The sequence below is a fragment of the Pollutimonas subterranea genome (assembly GCF_002849655.1).
GTDB lineage: Bacteria > Pseudomonadota > Gammaproteobacteria > Burkholderiales > Burkholderiaceae_B > Pollutimonas > Pollutimonas subterranea.
The window spans coordinates 17,414-38,206 of sequence record NZ_PDNW01000027.1; the positions used below are offsets into that span (position 1 = coordinate 17,414).

Below are 20,793 nucleotides of genomic sequence, written 5' to 3' on the forward strand. Positions count from 1 at the left end.
TTCTAGAGCCAGACTAGCGCCGATTCGGCCAGTTCGCGTTCCTCGTCAACGGCTACGTTCCATATGCCCGGCCCTGTACGAGCGTCGATGCGGGTCGCCCCGGCATTGTTCAGGTCAGTATCCAGGGCGAGACCCAACCACTCTAGACGCGCGACAATCCGTGCCCGCACAAGCGCCGCGCGATGGCCTATGCCGCCGGAGAACACGAGATGGTTGACTCCGTTAATCCCAGTCGCCATGGCGGCAATCGACTGCGCGATGCGTACTGTGAACAACTCCACAGCAAGCTGTGCTGACGGTTCGGAGTCGGCAAGTAGCACGCGCATGTCCCCGTGTCCTGCAATCCCCGCCAAGCCTCCAGCGTGGAACAGCCGCAACTCTGTTGCGTTTACATCCCCTCCATTCTGGCGGAGCATATACAGTAAGACGCCGGGATCGAGATCTCCCGAGCGCGTTGGACCTGGCACACCGCCCAAAGGCGTGAGGGACATCGTGGTGTCACGACTTACGCCGTCCTCTACGGCACAGACGCTGCACCCGCCACCCAGGTGTGCGAATACAGCCGGACCGCGCAGAACAGTAGCGTCTTGCGCGGCCACTTCCCGTAAGGCGGAAGCGAAGGCAAGACCGTGGAAGCCGTAGCGGCGCACACCGAGCGCGTCCCAATCTCTGGGAATCGGCAGACGTCGGCTCCACGGGGCAAGTGAAGCGTGGAAGCTTGTATCAAACGCCACGCCATGCCGAGACTGCGGCCAGCGCTGGCCCGCGGCACGAGCAACGGTAAGCGCTGCGGGCTGGTGCAACGGCGCCAGTGGCGCCAACGCCTCGAGCTCGGCCAAGATAGCTCCGTCCAGTTCATGGCCGCCACATAGGTTACCTCCATGTACGATTCGGTGCACCACCACGTCTGGGCGTTGAGCTGGCTCGGGCAACGCATCGAGGAGCAATGTTAGAAGTTCCTGTGGCTCGGCACCAGCTTGGATTTCAGCACGGGAGCACTCAAGTAGTCGTGGCTGTGCGTTTAAGTCAGAGTATTCAAGCGCATACGTCGCGCCTTTCACCGTGGTCGAGCCCACATTCAAAGCGAGTAAATTAAGGCCAGTCACAGAACCCTCGATTGATCGGTCAGTGTGAGTGCTATGGGCACACAGGCCCCGCGAAAGCACGCGCTCAAAGCGCTGACACTGGTATGGGTGGCAGGAGTGTTGCAGGCTCGCCCGTGCCACTAACGGCCGCAAGCTCGTCTTCAGTCAGTACACTCCCTCGTTCCATGCCCAACACACGCGCGACCGCCTCCACGACGTGCGCCCAGGTGCTTCGGTTCGCAAAGAGGAGCCCCGGCACGTCCAGCGTTCCGCCACGGTTGATAAAGCCCAGCGCCACAGTGGTGGCTGGGCCAGTGTCCAGCCGCCGTAAGGCTCCCAAGAACGGCTCCGGACGAGTATGGGTCAGGAACACTCGCGGCCTTTTTGTTGGAAAGAGGGTTCGCACCTGAGTCTCGGCGTGCGTGTATCGCGCCTCGTCAGAATCCCTGGGCGCGCGGAACCGGGCCGGCTCGGCTAAATAGACGACAGCTGCTGTCAAACCCCGTTCGGTCAAGCGGGCGTGCGCGCGGAGCACTTCCTGCAGCTGATAAGCGCCTGTGGCGACCAGCAAGATGGCCGCCGTCGCAGGATCGCCCGTTAGGCATACGGCACCGATCGCCGCAAGCTCTTGCGCTTGGTCCGGTGTCAGGATATGAGGTACTGGACGCTTGGGCACAACGAGTGCAGTGATAGTGCCACGCTGCATATAGGCGCGGGCCAAGGCAGCGGCAGCACCGTTGGCGTCTGGCGCGAATACCACCCGAGCAACATCAGCCGACTCACCCAGCATCGCCTCTACCATGGTCGGGTCTTGATGCGATTGTTCGTTCTTGGCGTTCTCCCAGGTGTGAGATGTGAGCACTAGCGGGACACCCAGCCACCCGGGTGGGCGCCCGGCATGCGCTTGCTGTCGCGCAAAGATCAGCTCTTGGCGGACCGCGCCGAGCATCTTCGGCGCAAAGGCCTCGTAGGTAACTACCAAGTTCAAGCCGCCCTTGTTACCGAGCGCCGCGCATACGACGGCCTCCTCATTGAGCGCGGTGATGACCGCGCCAGTCGATGATTCTGCGACGCTGGGCTCAGGAATCTGCACCCGATGCTTTAGCACATCCAGCGTGCGGTCAAGCTTATTGCTGCGCAACTCATCGGGATTGCCGACTCGCACGCGTAAATCGGGATTCGCTTGAGTGATCGCCACAAACAGCTCGTCCAGAGCAGCCATCGGCGAACTCGTTCCCCCAACTGCGCGATCTGCTATCACCGGCACACGGGGCCGCTCCACCTGCCGATCCGCGAGCGCGTGATCCCGCTCACGTGACCGCTGATGGGTGTGGTGATTGTTTAGTGCCGAGATCGCTCGGTCCAATTCCGGTGCTGAAACGAACAGTGCAGCGGCGCCTTCGTTGAATAGCGCGCGCGCCCCGGCATCGTGCGCCGGATTGCCGGCCAGCGGCAGATTGTGCGCGGAGTTGGTCCCTGCCCCTGGAAATCCGTAGCCCTTGATGGTTTCGGCGATGCCATAGGGTAGGCGCACCTCACCTCGGGACAAATCACCCTGAGCTTGCAGCCGTGCTTCCATGATATGGATGCCCCACGCGATACTGGCCGGATCGCGGCCATCAAGGGCAACCGGATCAAAGCCATTCAAGCGTAGGTAATGGTTGAGCCAGCGCTCGCCGCCTTGTTGAACGATCTGAGTGCGTTGTTCTATGCGCCGTCCATTGAGGATCATGATTGGACTGACTAAGCCGCTGTCCTCAGCGCGCCACCAGCGCGGCGCCCAGTCACTTCCCCGTTGCTCTTCAAAGGCCCCATCGCTAAGAAACGCGACCAGACGCTCGCCTTTGAGTGGTGCATGCACGTATTGCAGCTCGGCGAAACCGAGATAGCCACCTTCCATCACACCCCCCGCAGTGTGCGCATTGACATGCGAACCGAGCGGCGAGGCGGGCGTCCCATCGGGGTTAAGCGTGTAGGCGTAGAAGTCGCTGACGAAGCGACTCAAGCCCGCGTCGGAACGGTCGTAGCGTGCCGCATGGGCTTCAGTCATGTTGCCGACCAGCACGTTGAGTGCATCGATCGCGGCAACGCAGTGCCCTTGTCCCATCATCCAGGCGCGGGTCACCCCGTCCAGCGCGTCCATCAGGAGGTACCCCGTGTACGCGGGCACCATGTTGAGTGAGCCGCCGGTATGACCTTCTGGCGTGGGTTTGAATTCGGCCGCGTCGAGCGTCGCGCCGTCGGTACGCACGCAGCGACCGTACGTCATGTGCGCGACCAGCCACATGCCGGCGCTCGTAAGACGGTCGGCCGCGGCGAGCTGCCGCCAGGCAGTGGCTGCATCCGGCGTGCGGCTACGGGCGACAAGCTCGTCCACCATCTGGCGCACCCGTATCTGAGTAAGCGGATCGTGGCGAATTACGCCATAGCCGGCAGCCCAGTGCGCAAACTCGGGGTCGGCCCGTCTATGAGCAGCTGCCAGTTCTACGATGCGCTGGCGTTCGGAGGCTGCCAGTTGATCGGAGGTACAACAGGTGAGATGCTGGTTCATGTATCCTCCCAGGGAACCGATGAAGAAGTCATTAGCGCCGAGGCGGCCGCCGCAAGGTCGGATCCAACCGAGATCGCGTTGGATGGATGGGCGATAGTGTCGGTGCTGGCAATGTGTTTAAGTCCGGCGTCCTGCAGACGTTCATAGGCGTTGCCGGCAAAGACGGGATGGATAGTGACTAGCACCGCTTCGCGTAACGCAAGGCGCTGTAAGTGCGTCACCGTCTCCAGAATCGTGTGACCCGATGAGACGATATCGTCAACCAGTACGGGGATGCGCCCTGCTACTGCTGAAGGATCCGGCAGGCTGACGCGAACGTCGTAATCACCATGCCGCTCCTTGTTTAGCACTTGATAGGGCAACTGCGCCTCTTGGGCAATGCGTGATACCCATTGCTCACTTTCACTATCAGGACCAATCAGTATAGCCTCGGGGATCGCCTGAGCGATCCAGCGCGACACGGCTGGCGTCGCCGAAACGTGAGCGACGGGAATACGATACAACGACTGCAGTTGCCGGATCCGGTGCAGGTGAGGATCCACGGTCACCAACCAATCAAAGGCCTCTTCCAGAAATCGAGCAAAGAGCGGCACACTGACCGCTTCGCCGCCGTGAAAGCGGGTGTCCTGGCGCATATAGGCCAGGTACGGCGCAATCAATCCGACCGAGCGTGCGCCAAACTCACGGGCAGTGTGGGCCGCAAACAGCAACGGCAAAGCCAGTGGATCTGGGTTGCGCAGCGTGGCCAAAATCGCCACATCCGCCCCTTCAAGGTCATCGTCTAACGTGACGAGCGACTCACCGTCGGGAAAGTGCCGCCAAGCTATTGGCGCCACGCGCGCTTGGAGATGTGTAGCGATGGTAGCAGCCAAGGTAGCGTCAGCGGGAAAAGGCATCAAAACTCGGGTCATGCGCCCTCCGTAGAAATTGAGAATGGCTGATTGATCCTAGCGTACTCCAGAGCATAGGCAAGCTCACCGCGCGATTGCGCGTGCACGGTAAAAAGGGGCTGGCCGTGCTGCACCGTATTGCCGACCCGCAACGCCGTTTCCAAACCGGCGGCGGGCGAAGTCGGCGCCCCGGCCAGCTTCGCAATACGTGCAAGGCGTCGATTGTCGATCGCTGTAATGCGCCCCTCCAAGGGGGCGGCGACATCGGCGGTTAATGCCGCCTGTGGAGGCTCTCGAAATCCACCTTGAGCCTCGCAGATGGCAAGGAACTTTGCCAGCGCTTGCCGGGAGTGCAATACCGCGCGCGCACGTTGGATCCCGGTGCCTGAGGCGCTTCCAGGGGCCAACTCGAGTAAGGCACCCGCCAAGGCAATCGCTCGCTCTTTGAGGTCGGCCGGCGCGTCGGCGTCATTGTTTAGGACTTTGAGAACATCCCGTGCCTCAAGAGCTGGCCCGATTCCCACACCCACCGGCTGTGTACCATCGGAGCGATAGATGCCCAACTGCAGGCCGACCGCCTCAGCCGTGTGGCGCAGGCGTGCAGCTAGGCTGTCCGCTGAACTGTCGCTGCGGACCTTGGCGGTGGGCCCGACCGGCATGTCGATCAGCACATGCGTGGATCCGGCGGCGACCTTCTTGGACAGCACACTGGCGACCAATTGCCCGTCACTGTCGAAATCCAGCGGCCGTTGAATACGAATGAGAACATCGTCCGCAGGACTTAGGCGAACGTTCCCGCCCCAGACGATGCAACCTCCCTCGCGCTCGACCACGCGGCGCATCGCCGGTATGTCCAGCGAGACCGGCGCCATGACTTCCATCGTATCGGCCGTACCCGCCGGGGAGGTGATCGCCCGAGAGGACGTTTTAGGGATGAGATAGCCCAGCGCTGCAATAATAGCCACCACAATCGGTGTCGTGCGATTGCCGGGCAGCCCACCGACGCAGTGCTTGTCCAACACAGTGCCCTCCCCCCAGTCTAATCGCTGCCCGACGGAGATCATTGCGCGGGTTAGCCCGGTGGTTTCTCCATGGTCGAGGCGTTCACCGGCACTAGCTGAGACGAAGGCCGCCAACTCTAGATCAGAGAGACGACTTTCTACCACATCCTCTACCAGCGTGAGGTATTGTGCATCGTCCAGACGCGCCCCGAAGACCTTGGCACGCAACGCTCCAGCCGAAGCGGCAGGCGCAGGGTGTCGAACGGTTGCCCGCGCGTCGACGTCCGGCTCTAGGATGTTCCAAGCAGCCTCAGACAATGCCACTTCATCAAGGGCAATCTGCTCGTTCACCACCACATTTAATGTTGCGGTCAAGAACCGGTCGCCCACCTGTATCCGAACTCGGGTCATGGCAACAAAGCCTTCAGAGCGGCACACTTCGCAATCGCGGTGCATATACGCGATCGGCTGTTGATAGGTATCAATACCGGCACGGGTAACTCGCAAGGATGTATGGCTTGACGCAGATACAGTCATCGCGCTGCCTCCAGCTCCACGCGTTCCAGGTGTTCCGGCACACGCGCTTGCCAGCCTAGTTCTCGCTGAATGCTGATCCGCAGCGTGTCGGCAGCATCCGGTTCGCCATGGGTGACGTACACCATGTGCGGTGCCGAAGGCGCAGTCCGCATCCAGTCCAGCAGTTCGGTGGCGTCGGCATGGCCAGAAAATCCCTGCAGCTGCACCACTTCGGCGCGAATAGGAACGTCGCGACCGAACATACGCAGTGTGCGGACGCCCGCGGCAAGTGCGGCGCCTCGCGTGCCGCCTGCCTGATAACCCGACAGCAGGATCGCGTTTCGGTAATCAGATCCGAAGGCCTCGATATGGTGCAGCACGCGACCACCGGTGGCCATGCCGCTGGCCGAGATAATAATCATCGGCACACGGCGTCGGTCAAGCGCTTTCGATTCGTCGACGCTGTTGACGAAAGTCGCCAGCTCGTACATGCGCTGGCAGTCCTCGTTGGATACGTGGTGTTCGTCATGATGCGCGTGGTAGTGTCGGGTCGCATTCACTGCCATTGGGCTGTCAAGGTAGACCGGCAACGATGGGATCTCGCCCCGCTGCTGCAGCCGCGCCAAGTGCAGCATCAGCGCCTGCGCGCGACCTACAGCAAACGCAGGTATGACAATCACCCCGCCGCGAGCAGCCACTCGACGCACGATAGGCCCAAGCTCCGCTTCCTGGTCCACGTTTACATGTGATCGATTGCCATAAGTGGATTCGCAGACCAACACGTCACAGCCGGGAAGCGATGAGGGGGGATTCATGAGCGATTCGTGTTGCCGCCCCAGGTCCCCGCTGAAGTGCAGACGCTGGCCTTGCACATCCAGGCTGATATGGGCGGCGCCCAGAATGTGGCCGGCTGGGTGGAATCGGGCCTGGATGCCGGGTGCGACCTCGATATCGAGCTCGTAGGCGTGTCCCTGCAACTGGCGCAAGCTCTGCCTAGCGTCACGCTCGGTATAGAGCGCGACGGGCTCCTTGTGCTTGGAAAAGCCTTTGCGTGCCGCGTATTGCGCCTCCTCTTCGAGCAAGTGCCCGCTGTCCGGGAGCAAGAGACCGCACAGGGCTACAGTCGCATTGGTGCAGTGGATACGGCCACGAAAACCTCGTTTGACCAGTGCAGGCACGTATCCCGAATGGTCCAAGTGAGCATGGGTAAGTACTACGGCGTCGATTGATGTGGGGTCGACGGGAAACGGTGTCCAGTTGCGATCACGCAACTGCTTGTAGCCTTGGAACAGACCGCAGTCCACGAGCACGCGGCGCCCGTTGGCTTCCACAAGATACCGGGAACCAGTCACAGTGCCCGCAGCGCCTAAAAACTGGAGAGTAGGTCCAATATTGTTATTCATGAGTGCTCCGATCAGGGGCGAGCGGCGAGCCCGCAGCGTTGAGAGGCGAGGAAGAGGATGTTGCGGCGGCACTACGCGGAGCCAGCCGGACCCGCCGTAGCAGCAGCGCGTTGAGAGCCACGATGACTGAACTACCCGACATCGAAAGAGCAGCAACCTCGGGTGACAGCGTAAAGGGGTACAGCACGCCGGCTGCCAACGGAAAGGCGAACACGTTGTAGCCGACCGCCCAGGCCAGGTTCTGGTGCATCTTACGCAGCGTCGCTCGGGCTACGGTAATCGCTCGGACAACGTCGTGCGGATCGCTGCGCATCAGGACGATGTCCGCGCTGTCGATAGCCACGTCCGTACCGGCGCCGATTGCAAAGCCGACGTCGGCCTGCGTAAGTGCCGGGGCGTCGTTGATGCCGTCGCCGACCATGCCGACCTTGAGACCCTGCGCTTGCAGCTTTTTGACTTCGTCGGCCTTGCCCCCAGGCAACACATCAGCCAGCACGATATCGATCCCGAGATCTCGAGCCACGCGCTCGGCGGTCGGCCGGTTGTCGCCAGTGATCATGGCGACCTTTATGCTGCGCCGGTGCAGCTCATCGATTGCCGCGCGCGAGGTCTCACGGATCGCGTCAGCAATTGCAATAAGGCCTACGAGCTGACCACCGACAGCGGTAAAGATTACCGTGCGACCTGCGCCGGTTAGACGCTGCGCGTCGACTTCCAAGACGCGAAGGTCGATACCATGTTCCACCATGAGCAGGCGGTTGCCAAGCAACACCTGCACCTCGTCGACCATGCCCATGGCGCCTTGCCCATCGATGTTGGTGAAGGCCACAGCACGTTCTGATATCGGACCGGCACGCTTGAGGATGGCCTGTGCCAGGGGATGCTCGGAGTGCGCTTCCACAGCAGCGGCGACCGCAAGCAGCCGTTCCTGCGTCCAATCCGCCGCGATGGCCATCTCGACGACTTCCGGCGCGCCCACGGTCAAAGTGCCGGTCTTGTCGAAAATCACGACGTCCAGCCGGGCGCTCTTTTCGATGGATTCCGCATGCTTAAAAAGGATGCCGTGGCGGGCACCTAACCCCGTCCCAATCATAATCGCCATGGGTGTCGCCAATCCAAGAGCGTCCGGACAAGCAATTACAAAAACCGTAATCGTGAGCGTGAGAGCAAAGAGCAACGGCTGGCCCAACCACCAGAACCACACGGCGAACGTCCCCAAGCCGATCACGATGGCTGCAAGCACGAGCCATTGCGAGGCGCGGTCGGCGAGCAACTGGGCGGGCGCCTTGGAATTCTGTGCGTCCTGCACAAGTTTGATGATCTGTGCGAGCGCGGTGTCACTGCCGATTTTGGTGGCGCTGTAGGTAAACGCGCCACTCTTGTTGATCGACCCAGCGACCACGAGTGCGCCTGGATCCTTGCGCACAGGCATGGATTCTCCGGTCAGCATCGACTCATCGACCTGGGAGCTGCCTTCCGTCACAACCCCGTCAACAGGGACTTTTGCACCCGGGCGCACGACCACTAGGTCACCGATCAACACCTCCGCGGTCGCCATCTCAATCTCTTGACCGCTGCGTCGCACGACGGCGCGCGGCGGTGAGAGCTTCAGCAGGGCCTTCATCGCATCCGAAGCACCGGCGCGGGCCCGCATCTCGAGCCAGTGACCTAGCAGGACAAAAGTGAGCAGGACGGCGGACGCCTCGAAAAAGTTGGGACCGTCGAAGAGAAACGTTGAAGCTATACTAAACCCGTAGCCGGTGCCGACGCTCAGTAGCACCAGCACCGCCATATCGAGAACGCCGCGCCGCAGCGAGCGAACCGCGGCGGCGAAGAATGGCCACCCGGGATACAGCACCGCGCCGGTCGCCAGCAGGAATAGCCAGACATTCTCTCGCAGACCGAAAGGAACGGGCGGCGGTTCCGTCATGCCCATCGGCGACCATAGGAATACCGGGATCGCAAAGGCGAGCGCGACCAGAAAGCGGCGGCGCATATCGCGGGCTGCGGCATGCAAATCGTTTCCATGGTGCATGCCGGCGTGCGCGTCATGGGCCTCCGCATGCGCGCTGTGCGGCTGCTTACGCCCAACTTCTGGCGTCGGCTCGGCATCTTGCCCCACCGCCTCACAATCGAATCCGCATTTCCTGATCGCGGCGGCGACCGCCCCGGTCGAGAGACTAGTAGGATCGAAGGACACTTGCAGGCTCGCATTGGCGTAGTTGGCGGATACTGCGGTGACGCCTGGTACGGCCGCGATTACTTTCTCTAGGGTGCGCGCGCATCCGGCGCTCACCATGCCGCCAATAGGCCAAGTGCGCGTCCTCGCAGCTGTTTTATGGACAGGCATCAAAGTTCCCCTTCGTGTGAATCATGAGCTCGCCGGCGTCGAGGCAGGAATGCGGGCACCTCGCGCATGTAGCGGGCGTAATCGTCGCCAAAACGAGCCAAACTGTCGCGCTCCTCACGCCGAGCCAACCGCGCATAGGCCCACAGCAGCACGGGGTAGAAGATAATCGTGATCAACGTCGGCCACTGTAGTAAGAATCCAGTCAGCACTAGGGCAAATGCCACGTATTGCGGATGGCGGATGCGTGCGTAGATGCCCTCCCGCGCGACCCGACCCTCGCGCTGTGCCTGGTACAAGATCGGCCAGGCAGACGCCAGCAGCCAGAACCCACCGCCCATCAGCACGAAACTCGCCAAATGAAACGGCCCAAAATGCGGGTTGGCGCGCCATCCGAACCACATTTCAAGCAAGTGCCCTGCGTCATGGCTGAGCCAGTCTACTTGTGGATAGGTCGCGCTCAGCCAGCCGGACAGCAGGTAAAGCGTGAGCGGAAACCCGTACATCTCAGCAAACAACGCCACGACAAACGCCGAGAACATCCCAAACCCCCGCCAATCCCATCGGGTCAACGGCTTATAAAAGCTCCAAGCGAAGAAGATAAAGAATGCTGCGTTAATGGCGGCAAGGAGCCATAGGCCATATTCGCCTTGAGATTCATGCATGTCAGTGCCTTCCTGAAGATGTATCGGAGCTGTCCTTCGATGAAGCGCTATCGCGCATACTGGCATGTCCGCCATCGGGCGGGCGATCCGCTTTGTTCTCGTCATCATCACGACCGTGGTCACCATGACCGCCGTGCATGAACTTATGCATTAAGGGACACAGCAGTAGAAGGCCCAACGGCAACCAGCGCAGCGATCCCGCGAGATGAGCACGGTGCTCCGCAATTAGGTAAAACGCTGCCAGCGCTAGGAAGACCCAGAGAGTCCAGCGCCGGCGCTTAGGCGAGGTGTGGTTGATAGACATGGAAGTGCCCTCTGCGAATGGCGCCGGGATGGCGAGCAGTTTTGGAAGGAGTCGATATCGACGTAAGGCTTACATTTGTAGCAATTTCATTGCGTTTAGCCCGGATGCGCCTCGGGTCTTCATCGCCTAGACTGGCGGTTCGTGCGCGCACACTGGGTTCGCACGGTCGAAACCGGCTTGAGCCATGTGGGTCATACTTCCCCGCTCCCTCGTGCGATCCGAAGTAACGGCGGCTCAAGTACGTACCGCTTTTCTTAATCTTTCTCGAGATGCCCGACGTTGAAACGACCCACTCGGTTAGTCGTTTCATGCGCACATCTCCTAATTAGTTCGAAGTTGAAATCCGGCAAGCCCGGCGCGGTATGGACTGAATTGCACTGAACAACGGTTTCAATATATCTAAGCGCCCCTTTCAATCCGATGACTCCACAATTACATTTTTGTAATCACAGCAAACAGAACCACTCGTTTGGGGTGGACTTCCACGAACAGCTCAAGCATCAAAGCGCTTATTCACGGCTTGGTGAAGCCCGTTTGTCCTCGTTTTAACCGTGCTGAATCGGCCTACGGGCTATAGTCACTGGTGATTCTCTACTCTGCGACCTCCGCTTTCGGTTTTTTCAAACCGACCACCGGGCGAGACTGGCGAACATTCAAGGCGTCTACGGCATTCGTTGTAGCTTTGTTCGTGGAAATGTATGGCTTCCCACTGACGCTTTACCTGTTCTCAGGATGGCTTCAGAAGCGCTTCCCAACCGACGAGCCACTGTCGCACGACGGTTGGCCACTCGTGGTCGACGCTGTTCGAGTCGAAAGTAGATCTGCACTTCGGTGAGTTGCACACGACTAGCTAGTTTTTCCTGGAATATGGTTTCTATCTGCTGTCCGGCTTGGAGCGCGCCGAAATCGATCGCTATCCGGAACCGGGATAGAATCGGTAGCGATATTGCTTGACCTTGTCACGATGGGAAGGTTTATCTTGTTATTGGCAGAACGCAATGTGGGACTGCCGGGTAGAGGAAACCGAGGCGACCTACCGGCTCACCCTACCCTTCGGATCGAATTGACACCTAAGGAGTAACGTATGGAACAAATCGAATTTAAGGTAGCAGGAATGACTTGCGGCGCCTGCGTCGCCCGAGTGACCCGGACACTTCTCAGCATACCGGGGGTGCGTAACGCCGAGGTGGACCTTGCGCGGGGCATGGCGCGCGCCCAAGTGGACGACATCGCTGCGGTACAACCTGCCTTGCTACAGGCTCTCGCGGCGGCGGGCTACCCTTCTGAGCCGCTGACCGGCAGCGCAGTCAGTGTGGAAGGCACTCAAGGAGCCGCCCCTGGGGGCTCTAGCAGCGACCCTCGAGCAAACCGCGGGGGATGCTGCTGCGGGCACTGAGCCTGGCGAAGTAGCTGGTCGATATTTCGCCGAACACGCTGATGGCCTCCCGTATCCTAGAAAGACTAGACTCAGCCATCCCAATTGGAGATCCTACACATGAACCATCATCCGTCCGACCCCGAGCACCTGCGGCCATCTACCTCGTTTTGGGCGCGTCCGGGGGCCAAGGCTTGGATTTCCCTCGTCCTAGTGACGGGTTTTTACCTACTGCGGGAGCATTGGGGGCATATCGCCGGTTGGTGGCCTTATTTACTCCTTGCAGCCTGTCCGCTGATACATCTGATGCATGGGCACGGCGGACACCAACATGGCAATTCGAGCGAACCAGATTTGACGCAGCGTGACGAAACAACCGAAGGTAAATAAGATCGCTGCTGCTGGCAACGGTGACTATCCGCCCGAGGAGGCGGCGATAACGTCGCCGCTAAAGCGCCCAGTGCGTAGTTACCTTTCAGAACCGCCAGTCGATCTACTTACTTAATAGTTAACTGTTGTAAGTCGCGCGATCTCGATCCCGAGGAAGTTTGATCTCAAAAACTATTTGCCCATCCTCATTTTTTGCAGTAATGGTGCCGCCATGTGTGTCAATAATCGATTTGACAATGGCTAGGCCTAAACCGGCTCCGTCGCCCTTACGTTGGCGTGAAGGATCCGCGCGGTAAAATCGGTCAAACAATCTGGGAAGATGTTCGGAATTAATCACTAGTCCCGGGTTTTTCACACAAATAATCACCATATCGTTGCTGTTCGCTGCTAGTGAAACTGTGACCGCTCGACCCGCAGGGGTATAGCGTATGGCATTGGATAAAAGATTACTCAGCGCGCGGCGCATCATCAATCTATCGCCTTGAATACGTACGACTGGACCTTCGCGCATCAATGAAACGGAGCGTTCTTCGGCCCACGCCCGTTGCCAGCCTTTGGATACACCGGTTCGATCAACGCGGTGAGTCTGGCCCACGTAATCACTGTATCCATCTCGGCAAGGAACACTTCACGGCGGGTTTGTTTGCGTTTGCCGGCGAACTCGGCGTCAGAAAAACTCAGTTGGCTCATGGACAATGATCTCAAAGCAGGTGGTCAATACTGGGCATAACATTACATCAATTCCTCAACAGCGGGGACTTGTTCAGAGTTTCCTTAGGTCGCCATTGCGCGCTATTAAATCAAACATTACAGAGCTGAAATGAACCTAGCAGCGTCCTTAATGCGGATGACGAATATGTAATAACGGCGTCACGCGATTGTTCGGTAACCCTCGTTAAAGTAGTCATGTTGGTAATTAAACCGGCACCGCGATACAGCGGCATTGCCGCATGTCGGACTATAAACTTTAAGAGGTACTCAAGATGAATTTACGCACCAAAACTATTATGACCCTACTTGCCGCGGCTCTAACTATCCCCACCACGGGATTTGCTGCCTGGATCCCGGACGGCACCGAACAAGGCGGGTATGAAGCATACGACTCGACAAATAATAAAACGCGCGCTCAAGTACTCCAAGAATTACAAGAGGCTAAGCAAAGTTCACATTGGAGCATGCACCAAGGTGAAGCTACCGGAAGTTGGTCAGAACCGACGGCTGAACCCGCCAAAACCCGTGTTGTCGTTCAGCAAGATTTACAAGAGGCTAAGCAAAGCTCCCATTGGGACACACATCAAGGTCAAGCTACCGGAACGTGGTCAGAACCGACGGCTGAACCCGCCAAAACCCGTGCTGCCGTTCAGTAAGAACTTCGCGACATGACTCAGGAAGACAAGGCGTATATCCAGAATTTTTACACTGGAGCCTAATTCCGCACCGGTCTTTTTGGATCGTTGTCGGGCCGATAAGCTTTGCGGGTCGGCCAACTTCAACACCGGCCGTAATCCACTTCAAGCAGCTTCTCATTTAATTAAACGTCACGCACCTCGATGATCGTACTCCGCGGTTCTCAGCTTACGGCATTGCTCTTTGCCCTCGTTAGCACTGTGTTTATGCAACTGGCGTTGGCTGGAGGCACGTGTATTGAGCACGCCCGGATGCGCAGTGTAGACGCGATCGCCATACCCCAAGACGCTAGTGCCAAACTAGCGTCAGCTTGCGATCATGCCGATATAAGCGCGCCTACGACGTGCGCGGCTCACACACAAACCGCCTATCAATCGCTTGATAGGCATCAAGCGCCCCAGGTCAAACCATTCGTCGTCGTGACGACTATGCTTGTCAGTGGATTTAGCCCGACGCCGCGTCAGGCCACTGCGTCTTTCCAAGCCGTATCTTTGCAGCGAACGACAGCACAGGCTCTCGCTATCCGACATTGTTGCTTCCGTATTTGACCTCCTCATAACTCTTGCACGTCATCGCTTGTGCTTCTCGCACAAGCATATGTCTGTCCTTATGTGGAGGTTTTATGGTGTCTTCTTTAACCCGTTGGTTTAGACGCAGTACTTTCGTCTCACACTCGTCTCATCAAATCAGCTTGGCTGTATTGCTAGCCTGCGCTGCCGCACTGATCCCGGCACCCGCCTCAGCCGCGTCAACGCTCACGCTTGCGCAGGCTTTGTCCCTCGCGATTGAACGTTCACGCCAGTTGGCTGCACAGGACTTTTCGGTCTCGGCGTCACACGACCAAGCAATTGCCGCAGGTCAATTACCGGACCCCGTTCTCAAGGTTGGTATTGAAAACCTACCTATCAACGGGGCCAATCAATTCAGTATCACCAGGTCATCCGACACCATGCGCCGCGTTAGCGTGATGCAGGAAATGACGGCGACCGAGAAGCGTGAGCTGCGTGCGCAGCGCTTCTCATTGGAAGCTCAAAAGGAACTAGTCCAAAAGACGGTGACGACCGTTGATATCAAGCGCGATACGGCATCAGCCTGGCTTGATCGTTACTACAGCGAAGCAATGGCTAAGGTCATAGCAGAACAAAGAAATCAATTGAAGCTGGAAATTCTGGCAGCCAAAGGAGCCTATCGTGCTGGGCGCGGTAGTCAGGCAGACATCCTTTCAGCACAAAGCACGCTTGCCCTGCTTGATGACCGTGCCAGCGAAGCGCAGCGCCGTATCGACAATGCGCAAACGGCGTTAACACGCTGGGTGGGTGACGCTGCAGCCGGTACTTTGGCGGAAAAACCGGCCACGGACAGTATCCGGTTGGATATGAAGGCGCTCGATAATCAACTGGAGCAACATCCAGAAATTGTCGTATTGACTAAGCAAAAAGAGATCGCTGAGAGCGAGGCACGGCTCGCCAAAGCCAATAAATCCGCAGACTGGAGCGTGGAGCTGGCATATAGCCAAACAGGCCCGGCCTACGCCAATATGGTTTCAATTGGCCTTTCAATTCCTTTGCAATGGAATCAAAAAAACCTTCAAAATCGGGAGCTTTCCGCAAAGCTGGCGCTCGTCGGACGCACCCAGGCCGAACGTCAAGAACGGTTGCGGGCGCTTATTGCTGAAACCCGCTCAAGAATCATTGAGTGGAGCAATGTTCGCGAACGATATCGGCGCTACGAGCGCGAACTCATTCCATTGGCTATAGACCGTGTGGTTGCACTTCGGTCGGCCTATCGCGGTGACAAAGCCAACCTTGCCGATGTGCTGGCTGCCCATCGCAATGTGATCGACGTGCGCATCCAAGCTTTGCAGCTGGCGGCCGATATTGATCGCCTCTGGGCACAGCTAAATTTTATTCTTCCGGCCAATAACGCTGATATGAAAGCAACCAGCCTGACTAACAAGGACTCACAATGAAAAATTACAAACTTGTTGTCGCCATTACTGCGCTAGGGCTAGTGGGCGCCAGTGGCATAGGCATGTATCAAGTCGGTATAAGCCAGGGAATGCAAATGTCTGCACCGGCGACTGACCATACAACGTCGCCGGCCGAGAAAAAAACGAATACCGAGGGCGCAGAGCCAAAAATTTTATATTGGCAAGATCCGATGATGCCGGGCCAAAAGTTTGACAAACCGGGCAAGTCCCCATTTATGGATATGCAATTGGTGCCAGTGTACGCCGGGGGTGGCGAGGACGAAGGTGCAGTCACGGTTAGCTCGCGGGTAACGCAAAGCTTGGGAATACGCACGGCACAGGTGGTCAAAGGCAGCCTGTCGAAGTCCACAACCGTCGTAGGCAATGTCGCGTATAACGAGCGTGACGTGGCACAAATCCAAGCGCGTAGCAACGGTTTTGTTGAACGACTGCATGCCAGGGCTACGCTTGATGCCGTTCGCAAGGGCGGGCCCTTAGTCGATCTATATGTGCCCGATTGGATTGCGGCTCAAGAAGATTACCTAACAGCCAGACGTTTACGCGGCCCGGGCTCCAGCGGCTTAGCCGATGCTGCACGACAACGGATGCAACTGGCTGGCATGAACGAGGAGCAGATCCGTTCCGTCATTTCCAGTGGCAAAGTTCAAGCGCGTATGAGCATAACTAGCCCAATTGACGGCGTGGTGACGGAGCTGGCGATACGCGAAGGGATGACGGTATCGATGGGCGCGCCATTATTTCGCATTAACGGGATAAGTACGGTTTGGGTGAATGCGGAAATTCCGGAAAACCTGGCTAGCCAGGTACAAGTAGGTAACGCCGTCGAAGCAAGTACGGGTTCCCTGCCAGGAACCGTATTCCATGGCAAAGTCAGCGCGATTTTGCCTGACGTCAGCTCCGCCACCCGGACGCTCAAGGCGCGGATTGAGCTAGCTAATCCTTCGCAACAGCTTATACCGGGAATGTTCGTATCAGTAAGCCTTGCGTCCCTGCCACAGTCCGATGTACTGCTTGTACCGAGCGAAGCAGTTATTCAAACAGGCACTCGAAGTATTGTGATGGTGGCGCAAGACGAGGGCAAGTTTTTTCCTGTAGAAGTCCAGACTGGCGCCGAGGCCAATGAACAAACCGAAATTCGTAAAGGGCTAACGGCGGGGCAGAAAGTGGTGACCTCCGGGCAGTTTTTGCTCGATTCAGAGGCCAGCATTAAAGGCACAGCTACGCGTATGGATGATGGCGCGAGCAGCGAAAAAGCGGCAGAGCCAGTCCATCATGCCACCGGGACTGTAAAGGACATTAATCAAAACAACATCACAGTCTCGCACGAGGCGATACCCTCCCTGGAATGGCCGCCGATGACGATGGGATTTGCGCTTTCCCCTCAAGCGAATCCTGTGGGTATCTCAATCGGGACTGAGATCACTTTTGAGCTTGAGGCGACCGCCGATGGCAACTTCCAAATCACCAAACTTTCACCTAAGGCGAATAATCCAGCTGAGAGCGAACACAACAACGCTCACCAACATGGAGTCGCCAAATGATTGCCAATCTAATTCGTTGGTCTATTGGCAATCGATTCCTGGTGCTGCTCGCGACGCTTATGGTTGTCGCTTGGGGGATATGGTCGCTGACGCGGATGCCACTCGACGCAATCCCCGACCTGTCCGATGTTCAGGTCATCGTTCGCACCAGTTACCCAGGACAGGCACCACAGATTGTTGAGAATCAAGTGACCTATCCATTGACGACGACTATGTTGTCGGTGCCGGGTGCCAAGGCCGTGCGCGGCTATTCCTTTTTTGGGGATTCCTTCGTGTACATCCTGTTTGAGGATGGCACCGATCCATACTGGGCACGGTCCCGCGTGTTGGAATATTTAAGTCAAGTGCAATCACGGCTGCCACCGCAGGCAAAAGCGGCCCTGGGCCCTGATGCGACCGGGGTCGGCTGGATATACGAGTATGCGCTGGTCGACAGAACCGGCAAAATGGACTTGTCGCAGTTGCGCGCCCTGCAAGACTGGTTTTTGAAGTTTGAACTGAAAACAGTTCCTAACGTTTCGGAAATCGCCAGTATTGGCGGAATGGTCAGGCAGTACCAGATCGTGCTCGATCCAGAGAAGCTGCGCGCCTATGGCATTTCGCACGATAAGGTGATTGAGGCCGTGCGCAATGCCAATCAGGAGACGGGGGGGTCCGTACTGGAATTGGGTGAAGCCGAGTATATGGTGCGCTCCTCCGGCTATCTAACTTCATTGGATGACTTTCGCAAGGTTCCCCTGACAACCAATGAGACGGGCGTGCCGGTACGATTGGGCGATGTGGCGCGTATCCAGATGGGCCCTGAAATGCGGCGCGGCGTGGCTGAGCTTAATGGCGAGGGCGAGGTGGCGGGTGGCGTGGTTATTATGCGATCCGGAAAAAACGCGCTTGAAACCATTGAGGCGGTGAAAGCAAAGCTGGACGGCTTGAAAGCAAGCTTACCGGAAGGCGTTGAAATAGTACCCACCTATGATCGCTCCAATCTGATCAACAGAGCGGTTAAAAACCTGCAAGAAAAACTGATTGAAGAATTTATCCTAGTGGCGCTGGTCTGCGCGTTATTTCTATTCCATCTACGGTCATCCTTGGTGGCGATCATTACCTTGCCCATTGGTATATTGATTGCGTTTATCGTGATGTATTACCAAGGCGTCAACGCCAACATCATGTCACTGGGGGGAATCGCGATTGCGATCGGCGCCATGGTCGACGGCGCCGTCGTCATGATTGAAAACGCGCATAAACACCTTGAGGCATGGAAGCTCGCCCACCCGGATAAAAAGCTCACCGGAGAGGCACATTGGCAAGTGATTGAAAAATCGGCCACCGAGGTCGGCCCCGCGCTTTTCTTCTCGTTGTTGATCATTGTGTTGTCTTTCGTCCCGGTCTTCACCCTGGAAGCCCAAGAAGGCCGTATGTTCGCGCCGCTTGCGTTCACCAAGACCTATGCCATGGCGGGCGCCGCACTACTGGCGGTCACGCTCATCCCGGTGTTGATGGGCTACCTGATCCGAGGGCGGATTCCCGAGGAACAAAAAAATCCAATCAATCGATTCTTGATTGCACTTTATCGACCCATTCTTGAGGTTGTGCTGCATCGGCCTAAGACTACCGTGGTCATTGCCCTGGTGCTCGTGCTCTTTACCGCATTGCCGATGTCACGCTTGGGCTCCGAATTCATGCCCTCATTGGATGAAGGCGACTTGTTGTATATGCCCACCGCCCTTCCCGGCTTGTCTGTGGGCAAGGCCTCGCAGCTACTTCAACAAACCGATCGTCTCATTAAGAGCGTGCCGGAAGTCCACAGCGTCTTTGGCAAGGCCGGTCGGGCGGAGTCGGCCACCGATTCCGCCGCGATCGAAATGTTCGAGACCACAATCCAGCTTAAACCCAAAGATCAGTGGCGAGACGGCATGACAACCGAAAAAATCATTGAAGAACTGGATCGCGTTGTAAAAGTGCCGGGGCTTGCCAATCTATGGGTGCCGCCAATCAGCAGTCGGATCGATATGCTCGCAACGGGTATCAAGAGTCCCGTCGGGGTGAAGGTGGCAGGGGCTAGCCTGCAGGATATCGACCGTATCACCGGTGAAATCGAACGTGTTGTTAAACAAGTCCCCGGCGTGTCATCGGCCCTGGCTGAGCGGCTCAACGGCGGGCGCTACATCGATATAACGATTGATCGGGATGCCGCGGCCCGTTATGGCCTAAACCTGTCCGAGGTGCAGAGCGTCGTCTCGGCGGCCATCGGGGGGGACAATATAGGCGAGGTGGTGGATGGCTTGCGGCGGTTTCCGATTAACGTACGTTATCCGCGGGAAATACGCGATTCAGTGGAAAACTTACGCGGTTTGCCGATTCTCACCGCCCGAGGCGCGCAGATTCGCTTAGCTGACGTCGCGGCCGTCACCGTGGTCGACGGCCCGCCCATGCTAAAGAGCGAGAATGCCCGTTTATCGGGATGGGTTTATGTCGATATCCGAGGGCGCGCGCTAAGTGCTGTCGTACGCGATATGCAAGCGGCGGTTGCAAAAGAGGTTAAGTTGACGCCCGGATACTCTATTTCTTGGTCGGGCCAGTTCGAATATCTCGAGCGCGCCACTGAGAAACTGAAAGTCGTCGTCCCCGCGACAATATTAATTATATTTGTACTGCTCTATCTGACATTTAAGCGGATCGATGAGGCTATTCTCATTATTGCGACACTACCCTTTGCGTTGGCCGGCGGGATATGGCTGTTATGGCTACTGGACTACAACTTGTCCGTCGCCGGCGGTGTCGGTTTTATCGCATTGGCCGGGGTGTCGGCGGAGTTTGGTGTCATCATGCTGCTTTATTTAAAGCATGCGTGGGATGATCGTGTGGCCAAGGGGCAAACAAGCGAAGCTGACCTACTGGATGCGATTCGTGAGGGCGCTGTCTTGCGAGTGCGGCCTAAGGCAATGACCGTTGCGGTCATCATCGCCGGCTTGATACCAATTATGATGGGTACGGGAACTGGATCCGAAGTGATGAAGCGCATCGCCGCACCAATGGTCGGAGGGATGATAACGGCCCCGCTGTTGTCGATGTTGGTGGTGCCGGCAATCTATCTGCTGATTCGGCGTCGACAATGCCGACGTATCAACTACCCGAATAACCCTCATAGGTGATTGTGTGCTTGAACTTGGGCACCCTTGCGCCCAAGTTCAATTGGCTAACTGAAGCGCCCCGGGATTTGTAGAGGCTCCAACATCTGAGAGAATGGAGCTATGAAGAAGCAGAACAAGTTTTCCCCCGAGGTGCGTGAGCGCGCTGTGCGCATGGTGCAAGAGCACCGTGGTGAGTA

Annotated in this window: 15 protein-coding genes and 2 pseudogenes; 7 read left to right on the plus strand and 10 right to left on the minus strand. The window is 57.8% G+C overall.

What is annotated here, in order from left to right:
* Window positions 1–2: 2 nt before the first annotated feature.
* The 8 genes from CR159_RS19925 to CR159_RS19960 are packed head-to-tail and all read right to left on the minus strand — an operon-like array spanning window position 3 to window position 10,762.
* Window positions 3–1,226 (minus strand): acetate kinase, encoded by a 1,224-nt coding sequence (locus CR159_RS19925; protein WP_369406271.1) that lies wholly within the window; start codon window positions 1,224–1,226, stop codon window positions 3–5.
* Window positions 1,171–3,636, minus strand: a complete 2,466-nt coding sequence (locus CR159_RS19930) for a phosphoketolase family protein (protein WP_102075703.1) — start codon at window positions 3,634–3,636, stop codon at window positions 1,171–1,173. The genes CR159_RS19925 and CR159_RS19930 overlap by 56 nt, the downstream gene beginning before the upstream one ends.
* Window positions 3,633–4,547: a ribose-phosphate diphosphokinase gene (locus tag CR159_RS19935; protein ID WP_102075704.1), complete on the minus strand. Its 915-nt coding sequence runs from the start codon at window positions 4,545–4,547 to the stop codon at window positions 3,633–3,635. Before CR159_RS19935 ends, CR159_RS19930 begins: the two co-directional genes overlap by 4 nt.
* Window positions 4,544–6,064 carry a thymidine phosphorylase family protein gene (locus CR159_RS19940; RefSeq protein ID WP_102071069.1) on the minus strand — a complete coding sequence of 507 codons (1,521 nt, stop codon included), beginning with the start codon at window positions 6,062–6,064 and terminating at the stop codon, window positions 4,544–4,546. The genes CR159_RS19935 and CR159_RS19940 overlap by 4 nt, the downstream gene beginning before the upstream one ends.
* Window positions 6,061–7,446 (minus strand): MBL fold metallo-hydrolase RNA specificity domain-containing protein, encoded by a 1,386-nt coding sequence (locus tag CR159_RS19945; protein WP_102071068.1) that lies wholly within the window; start codon window positions 7,444–7,446, stop codon window positions 6,061–6,063. Before CR159_RS19945 ends, CR159_RS19940 begins: the two co-directional genes overlap by 4 nt.
* A complete protein-coding gene (locus tag CR159_RS19950; RefSeq protein ID WP_102071067.1) occupies window positions 7,439–9,796 on the minus strand; it encodes a heavy metal translocating P-type ATPase in 2,358 nt (785 codons plus the stop codon). The genes CR159_RS19945 and CR159_RS19950 overlap by 8 nt, the downstream gene beginning before the upstream one ends.
* Entirely contained in the window at window positions 9,796–10,458 is a 663-nt protein-coding gene (locus CR159_RS19955; RefSeq protein ID WP_102071066.1) for a methyltransferase family protein, read from the minus strand. Before CR159_RS19955 ends, CR159_RS19950 begins: the two co-directional genes overlap by 1 nt.
* 1 nt (window position 10,459) lies before the next feature.
* Entirely contained in the window at window positions 10,460–10,762 is a 303-nt protein-coding gene (locus CR159_RS19960) for a DUF2933 domain-containing protein (protein WP_102071065.1), read from the minus strand.
* A gap of 580 nt (window positions 10,763–11,342) precedes the next feature.
* Here CR159_RS19960 and CR159_RS21990 point away from each other — a divergent pair.
* The 3 genes and pseudogenes from CR159_RS21990 to CR159_RS19970 form a co-directional block, all read left to right on the plus strand.
* Window positions 11,343–11,613 (plus strand): annotated as a pseudogene (locus CR159_RS21990) (isoprenylcysteine carboxylmethyltransferase family protein); the annotation flags it as partial.
* 233 nt (window positions 11,614–11,846) lie between these two features.
* Window positions 11,847–12,158 carry a heavy-metal-associated domain-containing protein gene (locus CR159_RS19965; RefSeq protein ID WP_102075705.1) on the plus strand — a complete coding sequence of 104 codons (312 nt, stop codon included), beginning with the start codon at window positions 11,847–11,849 and terminating at the stop codon, window positions 12,156–12,158.
* 99 nt (window positions 12,159–12,257) lie between these two features.
* Window positions 12,258–12,527 carry a DUF2933 domain-containing protein gene (locus CR159_RS19970; RefSeq protein ID WP_102075706.1) on the plus strand — a complete coding sequence of 90 codons (270 nt, stop codon included), beginning with the start codon at window positions 12,258–12,260 and terminating at the stop codon, window positions 12,525–12,527.
* A gap of 118 nt (window positions 12,528–12,645) precedes the next feature.
* Here CR159_RS19970 and CR159_RS19975 read toward each other — a convergent pair whose 3' ends face one another.
* Both CR159_RS19975 and CR159_RS19980 read right to left on the minus strand, forming a co-directional pair.
* The gene (locus tag CR159_RS19975) at window positions 12,646–12,996 is read right to left on the minus strand and encodes an ATP-binding protein (RefSeq protein ID WP_304528634.1); all 351 of its coding nucleotides are present in this window, start codon (window positions 12,994–12,996) and stop codon (window positions 12,646–12,648) included.
* Window positions 12,997–13,064: 68 nt separating this feature from the next.
* Window positions 13,065–13,217 (minus strand): annotated as a pseudogene (locus tag CR159_RS19980) (IS5/IS1182 family transposase); the annotation flags it as partial.
* Between the two features lie 293 nt (window positions 13,218–13,510).
* Here CR159_RS19980 and CR159_RS19985 point away from each other — a divergent pair.
* The 4 genes from CR159_RS19985 to CR159_RS20000 all read left to right on the plus strand — a co-directional run bounded on the left by CR159_RS19985 (window position 13,511) and on the right by CR159_RS20000 (window position 20,617).
* Window positions 13,511–13,894: a DUF4148 domain-containing protein gene (locus tag CR159_RS19985; protein ID WP_102075707.1), complete on the plus strand. Its 384-nt coding sequence runs from the start codon at window positions 13,511–13,513 to the stop codon at window positions 13,892–13,894.
* Window positions 13,895–14,625: 731 nt separating this feature from the next.
* On the plus strand, window positions 14,626–15,903 hold the full coding sequence (locus CR159_RS19990) for a TolC family protein (protein ID WP_233208424.1): 1,278 nt from the start codon (window positions 14,626–14,628) through the stop codon (window positions 15,901–15,903).
* Complete coding sequence (locus CR159_RS19995) at window positions 15,900–17,465, plus strand: efflux RND transporter periplasmic adaptor subunit (protein WP_102075709.1); 1,566 nt, start codon at window positions 15,900–15,902, stop codon at window positions 17,463–17,465. The genes CR159_RS19990 and CR159_RS19995 overlap by 4 nt, the downstream gene beginning before the upstream one ends.
* Entirely contained in the window at window positions 17,462–20,617 is a 3,156-nt protein-coding gene (locus CR159_RS20000) for an efflux RND transporter permease subunit (RefSeq protein ID WP_102075710.1), read from the plus strand. The genes CR159_RS19995 and CR159_RS20000 overlap by 4 nt, the downstream gene beginning before the upstream one ends.
* Window positions 20,618–20,793: the final 176 nt, after the last annotated feature.

Coding starts and splice junctions, on each gene's coding strand:
- CR159_RS19930 (WP_102075703.1), bottom strand. CDS start 3,636: ATGAACCAGCATCTCACCTGTTGTACCTCCGATCAACTGGCAGCCTCC.
- CR159_RS19935 (WP_102075704.1), bottom strand. CDS start 4,547: ATGACCCGAGTTTTGATGCCTTTTCCCGCTGACGCTACCTTGGCTGCT.
- CR159_RS19940 (WP_102071069.1), bottom strand. CDS start 6,064: ATGACTGTATCTGCGTCAAGCCATACATCCTTGCGAGTTACCCGTGCC.
- CR159_RS19945 (WP_102071068.1), bottom strand. CDS start 7,446: ATGAATAACAATATTGGACCTACTCTCCAGTTTTTAGGCGCTGCGGGC.
- CR159_RS19950 (WP_102071067.1), bottom strand. CDS start 9,796: ATGCCTGTCCATAAAACAGCTGCGAGGACGCGCACTTGGCCTATTGGC.
- CR159_RS19955 (WP_102071066.1), bottom strand. CDS start 10,458: ATGCATGAATCTCAAGGCGAATATGGCCTATGGCTCCTTGCCGCCATT.
- CR159_RS19960 (WP_102071065.1), bottom strand. CDS start 10,762: ATGTCTATCAACCACACCTCGCCTAAGCGCCGGCGCTGGACTCTCTGG.
- CR159_RS19965 (WP_102075705.1), top strand. CDS start 11,847: ATGGAACAAATCGAATTTAAGGTAGCAGGAATGACTTGCGGCGCCTGC.
- CR159_RS19970 (WP_102075706.1), top strand. CDS start 12,258: ATGAACCATCATCCGTCCGACCCCGAGCACCTGCGGCCATCTACCTCG.
- CR159_RS19975 (WP_304528634.1), bottom strand. CDS start 12,996: ATGATGCGCCGCGCGCTGAGTAATCTTTTATCCAATGCCATACGCTAT.
- CR159_RS19985 (WP_102075707.1), top strand. CDS start 13,511: ATGAATTTACGCACCAAAACTATTATGACCCTACTTGCCGCGGCTCTA.
- CR159_RS19995 (WP_102075709.1), top strand. CDS start 15,900: ATGAAAAATTACAAACTTGTTGTCGCCATTACTGCGCTAGGGCTAGTG.
- CR159_RS20000 (WP_102075710.1), top strand. CDS start 17,462: ATGATTGCCAATCTAATTCGTTGGTCTATTGGCAATCGATTCCTGGTG.